General features: G+C 47.9%; 10 protein-coding genes. All 10 read left to right on the top strand.

Features of this window, described 5'->3' with window-relative positions; genetic code table 11:
• Positions 1-107 precede the first annotated feature (107 nt).
• The 10 genes from MHM89_RS02880 to MHM89_RS02835 all read left to right on the top strand — a co-directional run bounded on the left by MHM89_RS02880 (position 108) and on the right by MHM89_RS02835 (position 18,067).
• Positions 108-2,195, top strand: a complete 2,088-nt coding sequence (locus MHM89_RS02880) for a DUF1302 domain-containing protein (protein ID WP_022943970.1) — start codon at positions 108-110, stop codon at positions 2,193-2,195.
• Between the two features lie 12 nt (positions 2,196-2,207).
• A complete protein-coding gene (locus MHM89_RS02875; RefSeq protein WP_022943969.1) occupies positions 2,208-3,575 on the top strand; it encodes a DUF1329 domain-containing protein in 1,368 nt (455 codons plus the stop codon).
• Between the two features lie 75 nt (positions 3,576-3,650).
• A complete protein-coding gene (locus MHM89_RS02870; protein WP_239408025.1) occupies positions 3,651-4,649 on the top strand; it encodes a YCF48-related protein in 999 nt (332 codons plus the stop codon).
• A gap of 2 nt (positions 4,650-4,651) precedes the next feature.
• On the top strand, positions 4,652-6,970 hold the full coding sequence (locus tag MHM89_RS02865) for an MMPL family transporter (protein WP_022943967.1): 2,319 nt from the start codon (positions 4,652-4,654) through the stop codon (positions 6,968-6,970).
• A 197-nt stretch (positions 6,971-7,167) separates the two neighbouring features.
• Positions 7,168-12,006 (top strand): NAD-glutamate dehydrogenase, encoded by a 4,839-nt coding sequence (locus tag MHM89_RS02860; protein WP_239408024.1) that lies wholly within the window; start codon positions 7,168-7,170, stop codon positions 12,004-12,006.
• Positions 12,007-12,080: 74 nt separating this feature from the next.
• Positions 12,081-13,091 carry a quinone-dependent dihydroorotate dehydrogenase gene (pyrD, locus tag MHM89_RS02855; RefSeq protein ID WP_022943965.1) on the top strand — a complete coding sequence of 337 codons (1,011 nt, stop codon included), beginning with the start codon at positions 12,081-12,083 and terminating at the stop codon, positions 13,089-13,091.
• Between the two features lie 130 nt (positions 13,092-13,221).
• Positions 13,222-13,749, top strand: coding sequence for a cell division protein ZapC domain-containing protein (locus MHM89_RS02850; protein WP_239408023.1), 528 nt, complete (start codon positions 13,222-13,224; stop codon positions 13,747-13,749).
• Between the two features lie 53 nt (positions 13,750-13,802).
• The gene (rlmKL, locus tag MHM89_RS02845; protein ID WP_239408022.1) at positions 13,803-15,923 is read left to right on the top strand and encodes a bifunctional 23S rRNA (guanine(2069)-N(7))-methyltransferase RlmK/23S rRNA (guanine(2445)-N(2))-methyltransferase RlmL; all 2,121 of its coding nucleotides are present in this window, start codon (positions 13,803-13,805) and stop codon (positions 15,921-15,923) included.
• Positions 15,898-16,164 (top strand): glutaredoxin family protein, encoded by a 267-nt coding sequence (locus MHM89_RS02840; protein WP_045978722.1) that lies wholly within the window; start codon positions 15,898-15,900, stop codon positions 16,162-16,164. Before rlmKL ends, MHM89_RS02840 begins: the two co-directional genes overlap by 26 nt.
• Complete coding sequence (locus MHM89_RS02835; RefSeq protein WP_239408021.1) at positions 16,151-18,067, top strand: ABC transporter ATP-binding protein; 1,917 nt, start codon at positions 16,151-16,153, stop codon at positions 18,065-18,067. Before MHM89_RS02840 ends, MHM89_RS02835 begins: the two co-directional genes overlap by 14 nt.
• Position 18,068 lies beyond the last annotated feature (1 nt).

Genomic DNA, 18,068 nt, shown 5'->3' with positions numbered 1-18,068 from the left:
CATTAATCTAGATTGTTTGTAAATTTCGCGTATCCTTTCTAATGTATAAGACTACACTAAAAACAATAACTTGATCTTAATTACCCGCGCAAAGGGGGGAAGCAACAATGATAAGACAGCCACTATTTGCTAAGCATCGTTTAGCGCTCTGTGTAGGGGGAGCGATGCTCGGCATGAGTAGCGCCGCACACAGTGCCAGTTTTACAGTCGGGGACTTCGATGTTAACTTCGACTCGACATTTTCATACGGACAAAGCATTCGTACGGAAGATAGAAACTTCGACGCCAACATAGGTAAAAGTAACCATCCACGCTTTGACTGGACCGGTTATAACGCCGCTTTGAATCCAATCTATTCATCTGCAGATGTGTGGGCCCAACCTGGCGCTTACTCTAATAATGGTGATGCGGGTAACTTAAACTTTGATAGTGGCGATACCTTTTCACAGCAGCTAAAGGGCACACATGAGTTAGCCATCAATGGCGACATGTACGGTTTCTTCTCGCGCTTCATGTATTTTTATGATTTCGCTTTGATGGATGGTGACTTTGCTTACACCAACCCTACCTCAGGGGAGCAGGTTGATCCCTGTGACTATGACGAAACCAAAGAGCAAGTCTGTGCTGATTTTCGTTTGCTTGATGCCTTCATTTGGGCCGATTTTGATTTCAATGAAGGTCGCAACCCGCTCTCTGTGCGTTTAGGTCAACAAGTTGTAAACTGGGGTGAAAGTACCCTGATATCACATGGTATCAATGTTAACCCTGTAGATATCGACCGTCTGAAGGCACCGGGTGCTGAAGTAAAAGAAGCCTTTATTCCCGTCGGCATGTTATGGGCCTCACTAGGTATTACCGATAACATCTATCTGGAAGGTTTCTATCAGTACGAGTGGCATGAAACTCGTCTACCAGCATCGGGAAGTTATTTCTCGACCAACGATTTTGCCTCGGAAAACGGTTTTAACCAAAACGTACAGTTAGGTTTCACCTCCAACCCAGATATTGACCTTGCCTTTTTAACCGAGAGCCTCAACAACCTTGGCAGTGATTGGCAGATGGCCGCAGCGGCGCAGGGTATTGACCCTAATTCAGCAGCGGGGCAACAGTTACTGGCTAATATGTACTTGGCATACCCCACTAAGGTGGCACTAAAAGGCAAAGGTCACAAAGGTAAGACTGAGCCCGATGATGGCGGCCAGTATGGTTTGCGCCTAGGTATGTTTATGCCTGACTTTAATGATACTGAAGTAGCGCTTTACTACATTAATTATCATAGCCGCCGCCCAGTTATCTCTGGACAAGTATCGGACTTTACCGCCATTGGCGATGATTTAGCGATGTTGGCGACGACGGAAATCACAGAAGACAACGTCACCGATCTGCAAGCGTTTACCAAAGCGGTATTAGCTTATCCAGAAGACATTAAACTGTATGGCTTGAGCTTTAACACGGCGTTAGGCGAGACCGCATTCTCAGGCGAATTTGCGTTTCGTCAGGATGAACCACTGCAAGTGGATGACGTAGAGCTTCTTTATGCCGGTATGCCTGAGCAGCTAGCTGTTGCCGGGTTACGTCCAGAATTTGCGGGTATTTCACAGTTGAGCCCAGGCGATGCGACGTCGGTTGTAGGCCCAGGTGAAACGGCACAAGGTTATATCTTGCGCAACACGGCACAGCTACAATTCACCGCCACACACCTGTTTGGCCCTTATCTAGGTGCTGACAGCTGGGCCGTTGTTGGTGAAGTCGGCGGGGTGCGTGTTAATAACATGCCAGAGTACGATGAGCTGCGTTTGAATGTGGCGGGGACTGGACGCAGTGGTGTCATTCAAGGACCTGCGGCTGACTATACCGCGTTGCAAATGGCGTTATCCAATGGCCCAGAAACAAATCCATTCCCAACGGCTTCGGCATGGGGATATCGTCTTATTGCCAAGGGGGATTACTTCAATCTCTTCTCAGGCGTAAACTTTTCACCTAAGTTCGTATTCTCCCACGACGTCAATGGCATTACACCTGACCCAATGTACTTGTTTATTGAAGATAGAAAATCGTTGGGGATTAACCTGAACTTTAATTATCAAAATACTTGGTCTTTCGACGTAGGCTATAGCTCTTTCTGGGGCGGTGGTGCGACGAATAACTTCTCAGACCGAGACTTTGTGTCGTTTAATATTAAATATTCAATTTAAAAGGGTACACGCATGTTAACTAAACCTACCCTCATTGCAGCAGCCTTTTGTGGCATCTTTGCCACTTCTGCAGTACAGGCAAAAATAACACCCGAGCAGGCTGAACGCCTGGGCGCGGATTTGACACCTATTGGTGCACTTAAAGCAGGTAATGAAGATGGCTCTATTCCTGCTTGGGATGGTGGTATTACTAAAGCTCCAGAGAATTATGAGCAAGGGATGCATCACCCTGACCCTTATGCAGATGATCAGGTCCTTGTCACCATTGATAAGTCGAACTTGGAACAGCACAAGGAATTCTTGAGCCCGGGTCAGATAGCCTTATTTGAGGCGTACCCTGACACCTTCAAAATGCATATCTATCCGACTCGCCGTAGTGCATCTTTCCCGCAGTTTTATTACGATGCAACGAAGAAGTACGCCACTGAAGCGGAGTTGATTGAAGGCGGTAACGGCATCAAAAACACCGCTATCGGTGTGCCATTTCCAATTCCGGAAAACGGCTTAGAGGCGGTGTGGAACCACTTGTTGCGCTACCGTGGTTTATCGATTGCTCGTTATGGTGGTCAAGCCATGCCAACAGCCTCGGGTTCGTACAACCTGATTGGTTTTGATGAGCAGTTGTTAGTGAAGTACTCGGATCCAGAGGCCACACCGGAGCAGCTGCAAGAGTCGAATATTCTGTTTAAATTTAAACAGCGTGTCACCGAACCAGCGCGCCTTGCAGGGACCGCATTGTTAGTGCACGAAACCATGGACCAAATCCTCACGCCACGCCAAGCATGGACGTATAACACCGGTCAACGCCGTGTTCGCCGTGCCCCTAATGTTGCATACGATGCACCGGGAACAGCGTCTGATAACTTGCGTACTACCGATGACTTCGACATGTTCAACGGTTCACCGAACCGTTATAACTGGGAACTCAAAGGTAAAAAAGAAATGTACATTCCGTATAACAGCTATAAATTGCATAGCGATGAGCTAGAGTACGATGACATTCTTAAGCCTGGTCACGTTAACCCAGAACATGTGCGTTATGAAAAACACCGCGTCTGGGTGGTTGAAGCGACGCTTAAAGAAGGCACTCGCCACATTTACAAGAAACGCGTGTTTTACATCGATGAGGACAGCTGGCAGATTTCGGTCGCCGATTTATACGATAACCGCGACCAAATGTATCGTGTAGCCATGGCCCACGGTGTGAACTATTACGAAGTACCAACGCACTGGAGTACGTTGGATGTTTATCACGACCTAAACTCACGTCGTTACTTGGCTATTGGCTTAGATAACCAAGAAAAAATGTACGACTTCTCTGAGTCGTTCCAAGACAATGAGTTTACATCTAATGCACTTCGTCGCGAAGGGCGCCGTTAATCTCCTCGGAACTCCTCAGGTCTGCTGCTGCAGGCCTGAGGCTCTCACGTTAACCCTCTATAGGCTCAATTAGATATGAAGTACTTGCTTTGGGCGGTGTTGCTTTTGCCCCTTGGCGTCAGCGCGCAACAAGAGACACCACAACCGGCTTATCAGGCTGACAGTGCCACGCGCACGTTATTTACCGATATCACCACCACAGAATCACGCGTTATCGCCGTTGGCCAACATGGCACCATTGTATACAGCGATGATGGCGAGCAATGGCAGCAGGCCACAAGTCCTATTGATACTCTGCTGACAGCGGTGTTCTTTATTGATAATCAACAAGGCTGGGCATGCGGTCACGATGCCAGCATCTTAGGCACCACCGATGGCGGCGCCAGCTGGCAGTTACTGCAGTATCGTCCTGATCTTGATAAACCGTGCTTGGATATTCACTTTTTCGATAAGCAAAACGGCGTTGCTGTGGGTGCCTATGGAATGTACTTCGAGACCAAAGATGGTGGCCAAAACTGGACTAAACGCTTTTTAGATAGCCTTCTTTACCCCGAAGATAGGGAATACCTCAATGATTTGAAGGTCAACGATCCAGAAGGTTATGAGATAGAAACTAGCTCCATCTTGCCGCACTTTAACCGCATTGCTGAGACTTCCAAAGGGCTTTACATTGCAGGTGAAATGGGACTGATAGCGCACAGCACCAGCCAGGGTCAAAGCTGGCAACGGGAACAGGAGATATATCATGGCTCCTTTTTCGATATTGCTGAGGTCGAAGGCGAAATACTGGTTGCCGGTTTACGCGGTAATGCATTTAAACGAGGCGAAAGCGGCCAGTGGCAAGCACTGCGTACGCAAGAGCAAGCAACCATGAACAGCATCGTCGAAAGCAACAAGGGTGGGGTGTATATTTTTGGTAACTCCGCTGTGATTTACCGCTTAGAAAACATGCAACAGAACCAGCTCAAGGCGCGTCAACGCGCTGATGGTAAAGCCGTGATGGATGGTACGGAGTTTGCTGGTAAGTTGATTCTAGCAACGGAAGCGGGCATTCAAACCAAGGAGTTAAACTAATCATGCAAACTTTAGTGGAATTATTAGAGCGCAGTTTATTCCGCCATCGCATGTGGGTGATCTTGGCCTTTATTATCGCCACCGTGGCCTTGGCGTGGCAGGCAACTAAACTGCAATTAGATGCGTCGTTCAATAAGAATATCCCGCTTAATCACCAATACATGAAGGTGTATACCAAACACGAGAAGCAGTTTGGTGGCGCCAACGGCATTCTCATTTCCGTGTGTGATGCGCGTGGCGATATTTTTAACCCGGAATTTTTTACCCAATTAAAAGCGGTACACGACCAACTGTATTTCATCCCTGGGGTTAACCGCCCACTGGTTAATTCAATTTACTCTCCAAGCGCGCGCTTTGTTGAGGTGGTTGAAGATGGATTCAGCGGTGGCCCTATTATTCCTGCAAACTTCAGTGCCGACAAAGCAGGCCTTGCACGAGTAAAAGAAAATATTGAAAAGGCCAAAGTTGTAGGGCGCATGGTGGCCTCGGATTATTCCTGTGCCATGGTCAGCGCTCAGCTCATGGAGTTTGACCCACAAACCGGTGAAAAGCTCGACACTCTTGATATTGCAGAGCAATTAGAGAGTAAAATTCGCACTCCTTTAAGCACTGACAACGTCAGCATCCATATTATCGGCTTTGCAAAAATGGCCGGTGATATTGCTGAGGGTGCCAAAGACGTGGTTCTTTTCTTCGCTATCGCCATCGCAATTACCTTGGTGATGGTCTGGCTGTTTTGTAAAAGCTTCAAGCTCACACTGCTGCCAATAGGCTGCTCGATTATTGCTGTGGTTTGGCAAATGGGGCTGCTATCAACACTTGGCTTTGGCCTTGATCCAATGTCGATTTTAGTGCCGTTCTTGGTATTTGCTATTGGCGTGAGCCACGGTGTGCAGATGATCAACGGCATTGCCAAGAAAGTGCAGTTAGGCAGCGATGCTAAAACCGCTGCGCAATCAAGCTTTAAAGCCTTACTGATCCCCGGCGGCATTGCTTTGCTATCGGATACGGTGGGCTTCTTAACCTTGTTGGCGATAGACATCGGTATTATTCGCGAGTTGGCGATTACAGCCAGTTTAGGTGTGGCGGTGATCATCTTCACTAACCTGCTTCTGTTGCCTGTGATAGCGTCTTATCTGACCTTTTCGAAGCTCGCGGTACTAGAAGCCGATAATGCCAATAAGAACGCGCTATTTAAGCTCCGTGAATTGTTGGTTGCCACCACTAACAAGAAAAATGCGACGGCTATTTTAATTTGCACCGCTGTGTTGTTTGCATTTGGCTACTGGCAGTCACAAAACATGCGCATAGGCGATTTACACGCTGGGGCACCGGCGCTACACGAGGAGGCGCGTTACAACCAAGACACCTTCCTCATCTCTGATCGCTACAGTATATCTGTCGATATCTTAAAAGTGATTGTCGAAGCCTACCCAGCAGCTTGTACCGAGCACGAAGTGATGGACCGTATCAGCCAATTCCAATGGCGTATGGATAATATCCCTGGGGTGCAAAGCAGTGTTTCTCTAGCCAGTGTCGCTAAAGCCGTGAATGCCGGTTACAACGAAGGCAATTTGAAGTGGCAAACGCTACCACGCAATAGCGCTTCTCTCGTGCAAGCAACTTCACGGGTGGAAACCAGTTCAGGTCTTCTCAATGGCGATTGCTCGGTGATGCCAGTGATCATCTTTATGGAAGATCACAAGGCCGAGAGCATAGAGCGCGTAGTGGCTGCAGTGAAAGAATACGGTGCTGAATTTGGCACAGACAAAGTGTCATTCCGACTGGCATCCGGACCAATTGGGGTAATGGCGGCAACGAATGAATCGGTATCGAAAGCGCAAACGCCGATGATGCTATATGTCTACGGTGCGGTGATCGTATTGTGTTTATTGAGCTTCCGCTCGTTGCGCGCCACTATCGCCGTGGTGTTGCCGCTATACATTGTTTCAACGTTAGCGCAGGCGCTGATGGTGGGGCTGGAAATAGGCCTAACGGTGTCGACCTTACCCGTCATTGCATTGGGAGTGGGTATCGGTGTCGACTATGGTATTTACATTCTCTCGTCAATGATGACTCAGCTCAAACAAGGCGTGCACTTAAGTGAAGCGTATCGAAATGCACTAGCAGAGCGAGGCAGTGCCGTGCTCTTTACTGGTATCACCTTGGCAGTGGGAGTGAGCACATGGATCTTCTCTGCATTGAAGTTCCAAGTTGATATGGGCATCTTGCTGACCTTCATGTTCTTAGTGAATATGCTCGGTGCAGTGCTCATTTTGCCAGCAATTGGTGCCTTCCTCTGGTCTGACCAGAAAAAATAATGTGAATACTTGTGTACAGAAATGGCCTTAACCGGCCATTTCTATCTATATTTTGTGAATAGAATGCCAACATGCTGAAATCATTGGTCTGATTTCATCGAAAAGGCTTTTTATTAGCTGCAAAAGCGTTAGAATTTAACTGACTCCACGCTATTCAGTCACCCGTTCACAAGGCGGTATAGATTAAGGAACACACAATGACACAAAATGATGGTCACGCTTCCGTTATTCTCAATAACGTCAGCAAGCTTATTCAAAGCAAAGTTCACGCAGACAAAGTGTCACTGGTCGACAAATTCGCCAAGGCGCTTTATCGCAACATGTCGAATGAAGATCTGACACACCGAAACGACAGTGACCTCTACGGCGCAGCGTTGAGCCTTTGGAACTCGTTAGAGAGTAAAAAAGGCGATGATGCTGTTATCCGCGTATTCAATCCCGAAGTTGCTAAGCACGGCTGGCAGTCCTCGCATACCATTGTCGAGATCATTGCTAAAGATATGCCGTTTCTCGTTGACTCCGTTCGCATGGCACTTAACCGCGCGAACATCGCTTCTCACTTATTACTGCATACGCCATTAAAAATTCAGCGCGATAAAGATGGCACGATTACTAATCTCTCAAACTTAAAAGCGGAACAAGAGTCGAGCTCGACCAAAACCGTGTTCTTTATTGAAATCGATCGCCAGACCGATGACGCGGAAATTAAAGCGTTTAAAGAAGAGCTTGATTCTGTGCTTAATGATGTGTCGGTGGCTGTTGAAGACTGGCAACCCATTCGTCAGCAGTTGCTGGATGTAATTAACGATCTCCCTAAGCGTCCACACAATGTCGATAAAACCGAATTAAACGAAACGGTTGAATTTCTAGAGTGGCTGGCCAGCGATAACTTTACCTTGATGGGCTATCGTCAATACGAACTTAAGCCGGTAAAAGGTGATCATCAGCTCAGCGGTGTGAAAGGCACAAGTCTAGGGTTAATGAAGAACTCTGACGAAGAGCAAGTGCGGTTACTTTCTAATATGCCAGAAATCGCACGCAAAGAAGCACGCAGCAATAATTTGTTGGTATTAACGAAAACCAATTCGGTATCGCGAGTGCATCGCCCGGCACACATCGATTACATCGGTGTGAAGCGCTTTGATAAAGACGGCAACGTCATTGGCGAGGACCGCTTTATTGGCTTGTTCTCATCCAGTTTCTACAACAACAGTGCGGCCGATGTGCCCGTGTTGAAGTCGAAAATTCGTCGTGTTCTAGAGATGAGCGACTTTGCCGAGGGCACCCACGCCTACAAAGCGGTCCTTAATATTCTCGAAACCTATCCTCGTGATGAGCTAGTACAAGCCCGCGAACAAGAGCTACTGGATGTAGCCATGGGGGTTTTACATATTCAAGAGCGCGACATGTGTCGCCTGTTTGTGCGCAAAGACACTTACGGACGCTTTTTCTCGTGCATGGTGTATGTACCACGTGAGCGTTATAACACTGCACTGCGCCGTGAAACGCAGCAAATTCTTGCTGATGCCTTTGGCTCCGATGAGAAAGTCAGCTTTACCACCTATTTCTCCGAGTCCAGCCTTGCTCGTACCCACTATATTGTGCGAGTTAACAACAGTGACGTAGATTACGACGTGAAAGAAATCGAAAATAATTTAGTAGAAGCAGCCCGTACTTGGGAAGACAAACTACAATCAGCGCTATTAGGCAGCAATGGCGAAGCGCGCGGTAATGAATTAAACCGTAAATATGCCAATGCCTTCGCCAGCTCATATAAAGACCAAGTGTTGCCAAGTGCCGCAGTGGTTGATATTGAAAAACTTGAGCTGCTCAATGACGACAACAAACTAGAGATGTTGTTCTACCGCCCACAAGAGGAAGTGAGCTCGAATATTGTTCGTTTGTCGTTGTTCCACAAAGACGAGCCTATTCATTTGTCTGACGTGATGCCGATGTTAGAAAACTTTGGCTTACGCGTTATCGGTGAAACGCCGTATGCAGTAAAAACCTCAGACGGCCAAGTGAATTGGATTATGGACTTCTCAATGTTGCTCGACAACAAAGAGATCGCTGACTTTGACAAAGTATCTGCGCGTTTCCAAAAAGCGCTCACCGATGTATGGAATAACCGCCTGGAAAACGACGGCTTTAACCGTTTAGTGCTCAATGGTGGCTTAACGGGCCGCGAAGCCTCGATTTTGCGTGCTTATGCCAAGTACATGCGCCAAATCGGAGTGACGTTCTCGCAGACTTACATTGAAAGCACCTTCGCTAACTACCCAGATATTGCGACACAAATCGTGAAGCTGTTTGCGAAAAAGTTCTCAGTGAAAGCACCAGGCAGCGAAAAAGCCTTGGAGAAGCTCGTCGCTCAGGTATATGAATCGCTTGAGAACGTTGCCAACCTTGATGATGACCGCATCATTCGCTTGTACGTTGATATGATCAACGCCACGCTGCGCACTAACTATTATCAGAAAGACGACACCGGCGTATTCAAGTCGTATATCTCTTTCAAGGTCAAGCCAAGCTTGATTCCAGAGATGCCATTGCCACTGCCGGCGTTTGAAATTTTCGTCTACTCACCACGCGTTGAAGGCGTTCACCTTCGCGGCGGTAAAGTAGCGCGGGGCGGATTGCGTTGGTCAGACCGTCGTGAAGACTTCCGTACCGAGGTTTTGGGCCTTGTAAAAGCGCAGCAGGTTAAGAACACCGTTATTGTGCCTGTTGGCTCAAAGGGTGGTTTTGTTTGTAAGCAACTGCCTAGTGAGCGTGAAGCCTTCTTTAAAGAAGGGCAAGAGTGCTACAAAATCTTTATCCGTGGTTTGCTTGATATCACCGATAACATCGTACATGGCGACATTGTTCCGCCAGAGAATGTCACACGTCATGACGAAGATGACCCGTACTTAGTGGTCGCCGCCGATAAAGGCACCGCCACCTTCTCTGATATTGCCAACGGGATCGCTGGCGAATATGACTTCTGGCTAGGTGATGCCTTTGCTTCCGGTGGCTCGATTGGTTATGACCACAAGAAGATGGGGATTACCGCAAAAGGCGCGTGGGAGTCTGTTAAACGTCATTTCCGCGAAATTGGTATTGATTGTCAGAACAACGATTTCACTGCGGTTGCCATCGGTGATATGGCCGGTGACGTATTCGGCAACGGCATGTTGCTCTCGAAGCATACCCGTCTGCAGGCGGCTTTTAACCACATGCATATTTTCATCGACCCGAACCCAGATGCTGCAACATCTTGGGACGAGCGTAAGCGCTTGTTTGAATTACCGCGCTCGAGCTGGGAAGACTATAACAGTGAGCTTATCTCCAAAGGCGGTGGTATCTTTGCCCGCAGTGCTAAGTCGATTACCTTAACGCCTGAAATCAAGAAGATGGTGGGTACTAAGAAAGCGGCGATGACGCCTAATGAGCTAATCAAAGCGCTCCTGAAGATGCCCGTCGACTTGTTGTGGAATGGCGGTATTGGCACCTATGTCAAGGCTAAGTCTGAGACAGACTCAGATGTTGGCGACCGTGCAAATGATGCATTGCGTATCAACGGCGGTGAACTGGGTGCGAAAATCTTCGGTGAGGGCGGTAACTTAGGCGCTACTCAACTTGGTCGTATTGAATTCGCGGCCAAAGGTGGGCGTATTAATACCGACTTTATCGATAACGTGGGCGGTGTGGCGTGTTCTGATAACGAAGTGAACATCAAGATCCTACTGAACTCCTTAGTGGGTGAAGGAGAGCTCACTAAAAAGCAACGTGACGAGCTGTTGTACGCGATGACCGATGAAGTGTCAGAGCTAGTACTACAAGATTGTTATCGTCAGACTCACACTATCTCCGTGACACAATCTAAGGGCGCATCGACATTAAAAGAGAAGATCCGCTTTATCCACGCGCTTGAAAAAGACGGTAAGCTCGATCGTGCTATTGAGTTCTTACCTACTGACGAAGAGCTTGCTGAGCGCGCTGCTGCGGGTAAAGATTTGACTCGTCCAGAGCTGTCAGTGTTGGTGTCTTATGCGAAAATGGTGCTCAAAGAGACCTTAGTCACCGATGAGATCACTGAGAACCCGTACTACCGTCAGCTGCTGGTCCAGTCGTTCCCTGTACCATTGCGTGAGCGGTTCAATTCAGCCATGGATAACCACCCGTTGCGTGGCGAAATTATTGCTACTAAGTTGGCCAATAACATCGTCAACGACATGGGCTTAAACTTCATGGTGCGTATGCACGAAGAAACGGGCGCATCAGACGCTGAAATCGCCTTATGTTACTCCATTGCTCGCGAGATTTTCGATATGCAGCAGACCTGGTCGGAAATCGAAGCGCTCGACAATAAGATAGATGCTGAAGTGCAAACAGAAATGCTGTATCAGCTACGTCGTACTGTACGTCGAGTAACACGTTGGTTCTTACGTCACCGTAATAAGGCATGGACTATTGAGCAAACCATCGCTCATTTTGCGCCTTGTTTTAAAGACTTGACGGATAACTTGCACAGCTACATGGTAAGTGATGAGAGCGAGCAAATCCGCGAAAACGCCAAGAGCCTGGCCGATCAAGGCGTTCCCGCTCAATTGGCGATGCGTATTGTGTCACTATCGAGCTTGTTCTCCACCATGGACTTGGCCGAAGTGGCCGCGCAAACCGAGCGCAACACAGCCTTGGTGTCAAACACCTACTTCAAGCTGGGTGCGCGTATGGGCTTGCACTGGTTCTTAACGCAAATCACTCATCAGCCAGTGCAAAACCATTGGCAAGCCTTGGCGCGTGCATCTTATCGTGAAGAGCTCGATTGGCAGCAACGCACATTAACTGATGTGGTACTGCGTAGCTTCGATGACAAAGAGCAAGATGTGGATGCGCAAATTGACGCGTGGATGGAAGCAAATAATGCTGTATTGCATCGCTGGCAACAAATGCTTAGCGAATTTAAAACTTCGCAAAGCCATGACTTTGCTAAGTTCTCAGTAGCACTACGGGAATTGATGTTGCTTGCACACAACTGTGATCAACGGGCGTAAGCGCCGCTGTTAAAAAGCAGTAAAACTCTGTAGAATACCCCAGCTTTTGTCTGGGGTATTTTTTTGGGGGTTCCATGTTTTATGATTTAGCGCGTCGGTTTATGTTCACTAAAGACGCTGAGTGGGCGCATGACTTCGCATTGTCTAATTTAAGTCGCTATGCCAACACGCCCTTATCCATGGCGTGGTCCCAGTCAGTTCCAGACAAACCAGTTAATTTCCTTGGCCTTGAATTTAAAAACCCCGTGGGGTTGGCGGCTGGATTAGATAAAAATGCCGAATGCATTGAAGCCTTCGCTCAGATGGGATTTGGTTTTATTGAGGTGGGTACGGTGACTCCGCGACCTCAGCAAGGAAATGACAAGCCGCGCATTTTCCGTTTGCCAGAGCAACATGCGGTGATCAACCGTATGGGGTTCAACAATAAAGGCGTTGATAACTTAGTGGCGAATGTCAAAGCCGCCAATTATGATGGCATCTTAGGGATCAACATAGGTAAAAACAAAGACACGCCTAATGAGCAGGGCAAGGACGACTATATCCATTGCATGCGCAAAGTCTTTGAACATGCCTCGTATATAACCGTTAACATTTCTTCGCCAAATACCCCAGGGCTGCGTGACTTGCAATACGGCGAAGCGCTCGATGACTTGTTGTCGAGTTTGAAAAATGAACAGCTCGACTTGGCAGCCAAACACCATAAACAAGTCCCGATGCTGGTCAAAGTTGCACCGGATTTAGACAGTGTTCAAGTCGAGCAGGTCACCCAATCGTTATTGAACAACCACATTGACGGGGTCATTGCGACTAATACCACCTTAGAGCGCAGCGCTGTCGCGGGTTTGCAATATGCCGATGAGGCTGGCGGACTATCAGGACGTCCGGTGCGGGCTAAGTCTCTAGAGGTTATTAAAGAGATCAAACGGTTATCGCAAGGGCGTTTACCTATTATCGGTGTCGGTGGCATTGACAGTGCCGAAGCCGCCAAGGAAAAGCTTGATGGCGGTGCTGATCTACTGCAAGTGTATACCGGCTTTATCTATGAAGGTCCGGCTTTAGTGAAAAGGATCGTTCGCGCCTTATAAGGATCAGTTATGTTAGTGTTTGATCCCTCATAAAATATTCTTAGAATCTATTTTACATGGGATCAACTAACGCTATAATCCAAAGTTATAAGGTAGGTGTACAAAGGCTTTTACGGATTTAGAGGGCAACATGTTACAGGCACAACGACATTGGCAATGGCAAATTTCGAGTGAGCAAAATCGCTTAGTGCTCGATATGGGAGAGATGCAGTTTTGCACGCCCTATAAGCTGCGCCAGCTGACAGATGAAGCCTTGAGTGAGCCCCAATTTAACCTCCTTGACGCCGACTTTTATAAGCAAGTGGGTGAGTATCTAAGTACCTTTAATCTGTGGAGTGATGCGCAGATTTGTCAAATAGCACTTAACGCCACAGCGGTAAAACACTACCTTAAGCCTGTGCTCGCTAAAAGTTGGTTTTTTGCGCCATACACCGGCCGAGATATCAATCAAGAAGCCATTGTTAGCCTTACTTCACAGTGCCAAAGCGGCCAGTTTCTCATTGTTGATTGTGCCGGTGGCGCCAGTGTTTGTTTGTGCTTGGAACCACACTTCGCACTTGATGAAAATCTTAGCTTAAAACAGTTTGAGGTTATCAAGGTACTCAACAACCGAATTCATCCTATTTTATCCGCTCAGAACCAACAAAAGCGCGCTTAACCTTCCTCGGCTATGATACAATCTCGGCGAATTTACGAGATAGGATAGTCACTTTGCAATTTGTTGCCCTTACTTCCATAGGCATTGAACAGTTACTCGAGCAAGAGCTCAGCGCGCTTGGCGCCGAAGTACAAAAACAGCGTGTTGGCGCGGTGGAGTTCAGTGCTGATAGCCTTACTGCTCAACGCATTTGTTTAACGACGCGCCTTGCTACTCGGGTCATGCTGCAATTGCAACAGGGCAGTGGTGTTGAAGACAAAACCGCGTTATATAATTTTGCCCGCTTTCAGCCTTGGCAAGAGTATTTTGGGCCGGATCAGTCTTTTGCCGTGGAGTTTAATGGCACTAACCGCCAGCTGAAAAACAGTCAGTTTGGTGGCCTTGTTATCAAAGACGCAATTTGTGATTACTTCCACGACTTATATGAGCGCCGCCCAAATGTTAGCAAAGAGCACCCTGACGTACGGGTGGTGGCAAAGCTGAATCGTGATAAGCTGACGCTGTACATTGATTATTCAGGTCCTCGTCTTTCACAGCGTGGATACCGTAGCGCTCAGGGTAAAGCTCCTTTAAAGGAAAACCTAGCGGCCGCGTTGATTATGCGCAGTGGCTGGCTAGATGACACCACGCAACCGCTGTTTGATCCCACCTGTGGCTCTGGCACCTTACTCATTGAAGCGGCGCTAATGGCAAAAAACATTGCTCCGGGTTTGCAACGTGAGCAGTTTGCCTTTGAACGTTTACCCAGTCACCGAGCGGTCAAATTTAAAGAATTAAAGCAGTCCCTGCGCAATGAGATTAACGACAGCGCTAAACCTTGGCTCATTGGTCATGATATTAACCCCAACGTCATTGCTAAGGCTAAAGACAATGCTACGCGCGCAGAAGTTGCTGAGTATATCGATTTTGACACCGGTGATTTGGCCAATATGAAGGCGCCGTGTAAACGCCCCGGTGTGGTCATTGCGAACTTACCTTACGGTGAGCGTTTGGGATCGATGGCCGAAATTTTGGCCCTGTATCGCCAGCTGGGGCATCAACTCAAACAGGGCTTTTGTCACTGGCGCAGCGCTTTGCTAGTGAGTGATGCAGAGCTATTGAAGCTGTTTAAATTAGTTAAGCACAAGCAATACAAGTTTAAAAATGGCCCCATCGATACGGTATTGGCACTGTACGACATTACCGAAGAGCAGACCCAAGGGCATAAAGGGGATAAAACCCCACTGCATTTTGAACAGTCGGTGGCCTTTGCCAATCGCCTGAAAAAGAACCGCCAAGGTTTGAAAAAGTGGCTCAAGCAAGAGCAAATCACCGCTTATCGTATTTATGATGCCGATATTCCTGAATACAATGTCGCCGTGGATGTCTATCCAGATAGTGCGGTGATCTACGAGTATGCTGCGCCGAAGAACATCGATGAGAGCGTCGCGCAGAAACGTCTGCAGGATGTATTAATGTTAACCTGTGAGACGCTGTCGCTGGCGCCAGCGAATGTTGCCTTGAAAGTGCGACAGCGGCAAAAAGGTGACAGTCAATACCAAGCGCAAGCGAATCAAGGTCGCACCCAAGTGATTAGCGAGTATGGCGCGCTGTTTGAGGTGAATTTATATGACTATCTTGATACCGGTATTTTCCTCGATCACCGTTTAGCACGTAAATACATTCGCGATATCGCCAAAGATCAACGGGTGCTGAACCTATTTGCCTATACAGGCACAGCCTCGGTGCAAGCGGCGCTGGGCGGAGCTAAATCAGTGACCACCGTGGATATGTCGAAAACCTATCTGCAATGGGCGCAGCGTAACTTCGCATTGAATAAATTAAAGAGCCCGCGCTATCGTTTTGAGCATGGCAATTGTTTAGAGTGGGTAAAACGTACGCGCGGTGAGTACGATGTTATTTTTCTCGACCCGCCAACCTTTTCAAACTCAAAACGCATGAAGGAAAGTTTTGATGTACAGCGTGACCATGTCAGCCTATTGGCAGACACAGCTAAGTTATTGGCAAAAAATGGCACCTTAGTGTTTTCGAACAATAAACGTGGTTTTAAGATGGACGAAGACGCATTGGCTTTACAAGGCTTGGTTGTTGAAAATATCACTGAGCAGACGCAGTCTGCAGATTTTGCCCGTAACAAACATATTCACAATGCCTGGGTCATTCGCCGTGGCTAAGGTGGTGTTATATCACACCGAAGGGTGTCACCTGTGCGAGCAAGCGCAAGCAATGTTGGCGCAGCATCCACAAGTGAGTGCTATTGAATTGCGTGACATCATCGATGATCCCGAGTGGCTTAGCGCTTACCAAGTGCGTATTCCCGTTATGGCGTTGGCACATCGACCCGAGGCCGAGCTGGGATGGCCTTTTGACCAGCAGGCAATCAATCAATTGATAGAGCAGTATGGACCTTATTAGAATAACAAACGGCCAGTTGGCCTATGGAACTCATCCGTTACTTGACGGTGCCAATGCCGTTATTGAGCAGGGCGAGCGTGTGTGTGTCGTTGGCCGTAACGGCGCCGGAAAATCGACTTTTTTAAAAGTCCTTAGCGGTGATGTAATCCTTGATGATGGTGACATTAATCAGGTAGGTGAGCTTAAAATCGCGCGCCTAGAGCAAGATCCACCCCGTGATAGTGAGGGCAGCGTATTCGACTATGTGGCCGATGGCCTGCCCACCGTTGCTAAATTACTTAAAGAGTTTCATGCCTTAAACGCACAGCTTGCTGAGCATGCCGATGATGAAAAAGCATTGTCGCGTCTGGCAAGTATTTCTGCCGATATCGAAGCCCAAGACGGCTGGCGATTTGATTCCAAAATTAAGCTCGTACTGGGGCAATTAGAATTAGATGCAGACGCGCAATTAGCCACTCTTTCAGGAGGGTGGTTGCGTAAAGTGGCATTGGCGAAGGCCCTGGTTGGTGAACCCGATTTACTGCTATTGGATGAGCCTACTAACCACCTAGATGTCGCATCGGTTAAGTGGTTAGAGCAATTTTTGAAAGAGTTTAAAGGTGCGATTATCTTTATTTCGCATGACCGTGCCTTTATCCGCGCCCTAGCAACCCGCATTCTCGATTTAGATCGTGGCCAGTTGGTCTCATACCCAGGGGATTATGCAACTTACCTAGAGCGCAAAGCCCACGATTTAAAAGTGCAAGAACAGCAAAACGCCGAGTTTGATAAAAAGCTGGCAGAAGAAGAAGCGTGGATCCGCCAAGGCATTAAGGCGCGACGCACCCGTAATGAAGGCCGCGTACGCGCACTGAAAGCACTGCGACAAGAGCGTAAACAACGGATAGAGCAAGTCGGCAAAGTCGATTTAAATATCGAAACTGCAGCACGTTCAGGCAAGTTAGTTGCCGAGGCCAAGCATTTATGCCATGCCTTTGGTGATAAAGTCATAGTCGATGACTTTTCCACGTTATTGATGCGTGGTGACCGTGTTGGCCTCGTCGGCCCTAATGGGGTCGGCAAAACGACCTTGTTGAAGCTACTATTTGGGCAGTTGCAAAGCACCAAAGGACAACTTAAACAGGGCGTTAATTTAGAAATAGCTTATTTTGACCAATACCGTGCCAAGCTTGATGAAGAGGCAAGTGTGCAAGACAACGTCGCGGACGGTAAGCAGGAAGTCAATGTAGGCGGGCGCTCACGCCATGTCCTGGGTTACTTGCAAGACTTTCTATTCCCCCCTAAGCGCGCTCGCACGCCAGTGAAGGCCCTCTCTGGGGGAGAAAAGAACCGCCTGTTACTAGCGAAAATTTTCTTGCAGCCATCGAATGTATTGGTACTCGATGAGCCGACTAACGACCTTGATATTGAAACACTCGAGCTATTAGAAGATATTGTTAACCAATATCAAGGCACGGTGTTGATTGTTAGTCACGACCGGGAGTTTATCGATAACACCTGTTCCAGCGTATGGGGATTTGACGGCAATGGTAAAATCACCGAAGTGGTGGGCGGTTACAGCGATTACGAAGCTTATCGCGCCCAGCAGTTGGCGGCACTAGAGGCGCAGCGTAAAGCCAGTGCCGAGGCCGAGCAGCAACAAGCGCAGAGCAAAACGAGCAAGCCTAAATCCAGTAATAAGCTGTCTTATAAGCATAAGCGCGAACTCGAAACCTTACCTGAGCAGGTGGAACAGTTTGAGCAAGCTATTGACACATTGCAACAAGAGGTCAATAGTAGTGACTTTTTTAAGCAAGATAACGAAACTACCAGCGCTAAATTGAACCAATTGGCCGAGCTTGAGTCGAAGCTTGAAGCTGCGTTCGCCCGTTGGGAAGAACTCGAAGAATTACAAAATCAGTAGT

The sequence above is a fragment of the Pseudoalteromonas sp. CNC9-20 genome, assembly GCF_022347875.1.
In the GTDB taxonomy this organism is placed as follows: Bacteria; Pseudomonadota; Gammaproteobacteria; order Enterobacterales; family Alteromonadaceae; genus Pseudoalteromonas; species Pseudoalteromonas ruthenica.
The sequence above is the reverse complement of the archived record's forward strand: the minus strand, read 5'-3'. Positions and strand labels throughout refer to the sequence as shown.

Coding starts and splice junctions, on each gene's coding strand:
- MHM89_RS02835 (WP_239408021.1), top strand. CDS start 16,151: ATGGACCTTATTAGAATAACAAACGGCCAGTTGGCCTATGGAACTCAT.
- MHM89_RS02850 (WP_239408023.1), top strand. CDS start 13,222: ATGTTACAGGCACAACGACATTGGCAATGGCAAATTTCGAGTGAGCAA.
- MHM89_RS02880 (WP_022943970.1), top strand. CDS start 108: ATGATAAGACAGCCACTATTTGCTAAGCATCGTTTAGCGCTCTGTGTA.
- MHM89_RS02865 (WP_022943967.1), top strand. CDS start 4,652: ATGCAAACTTTAGTGGAATTATTAGAGCGCAGTTTATTCCGCCATCGC.
- MHM89_RS02875 (WP_022943969.1), top strand. CDS start 2,208: ATGTTAACTAAACCTACCCTCATTGCAGCAGCCTTTTGTGGCATCTTT.
- MHM89_RS02840 (WP_045978722.1), top strand. CDS start 15,898: ATGCCTGGGTCATTCGCCGTGGCTAAGGTGGTGTTATATCACACCGAA.
- MHM89_RS02860 (WP_239408024.1), top strand. CDS start 7,168: ATGACACAAAATGATGGTCACGCTTCCGTTATTCTCAATAACGTCAGC.
- MHM89_RS02870 (WP_239408025.1), top strand. CDS start 3,651: ATGAAGTACTTGCTTTGGGCGGTGTTGCTTTTGCCCCTTGGCGTCAGC.
- pyrD (WP_022943965.1), top strand. CDS start 12,081: ATGTTTTATGATTTAGCGCGTCGGTTTATGTTCACTAAAGACGCTGAG.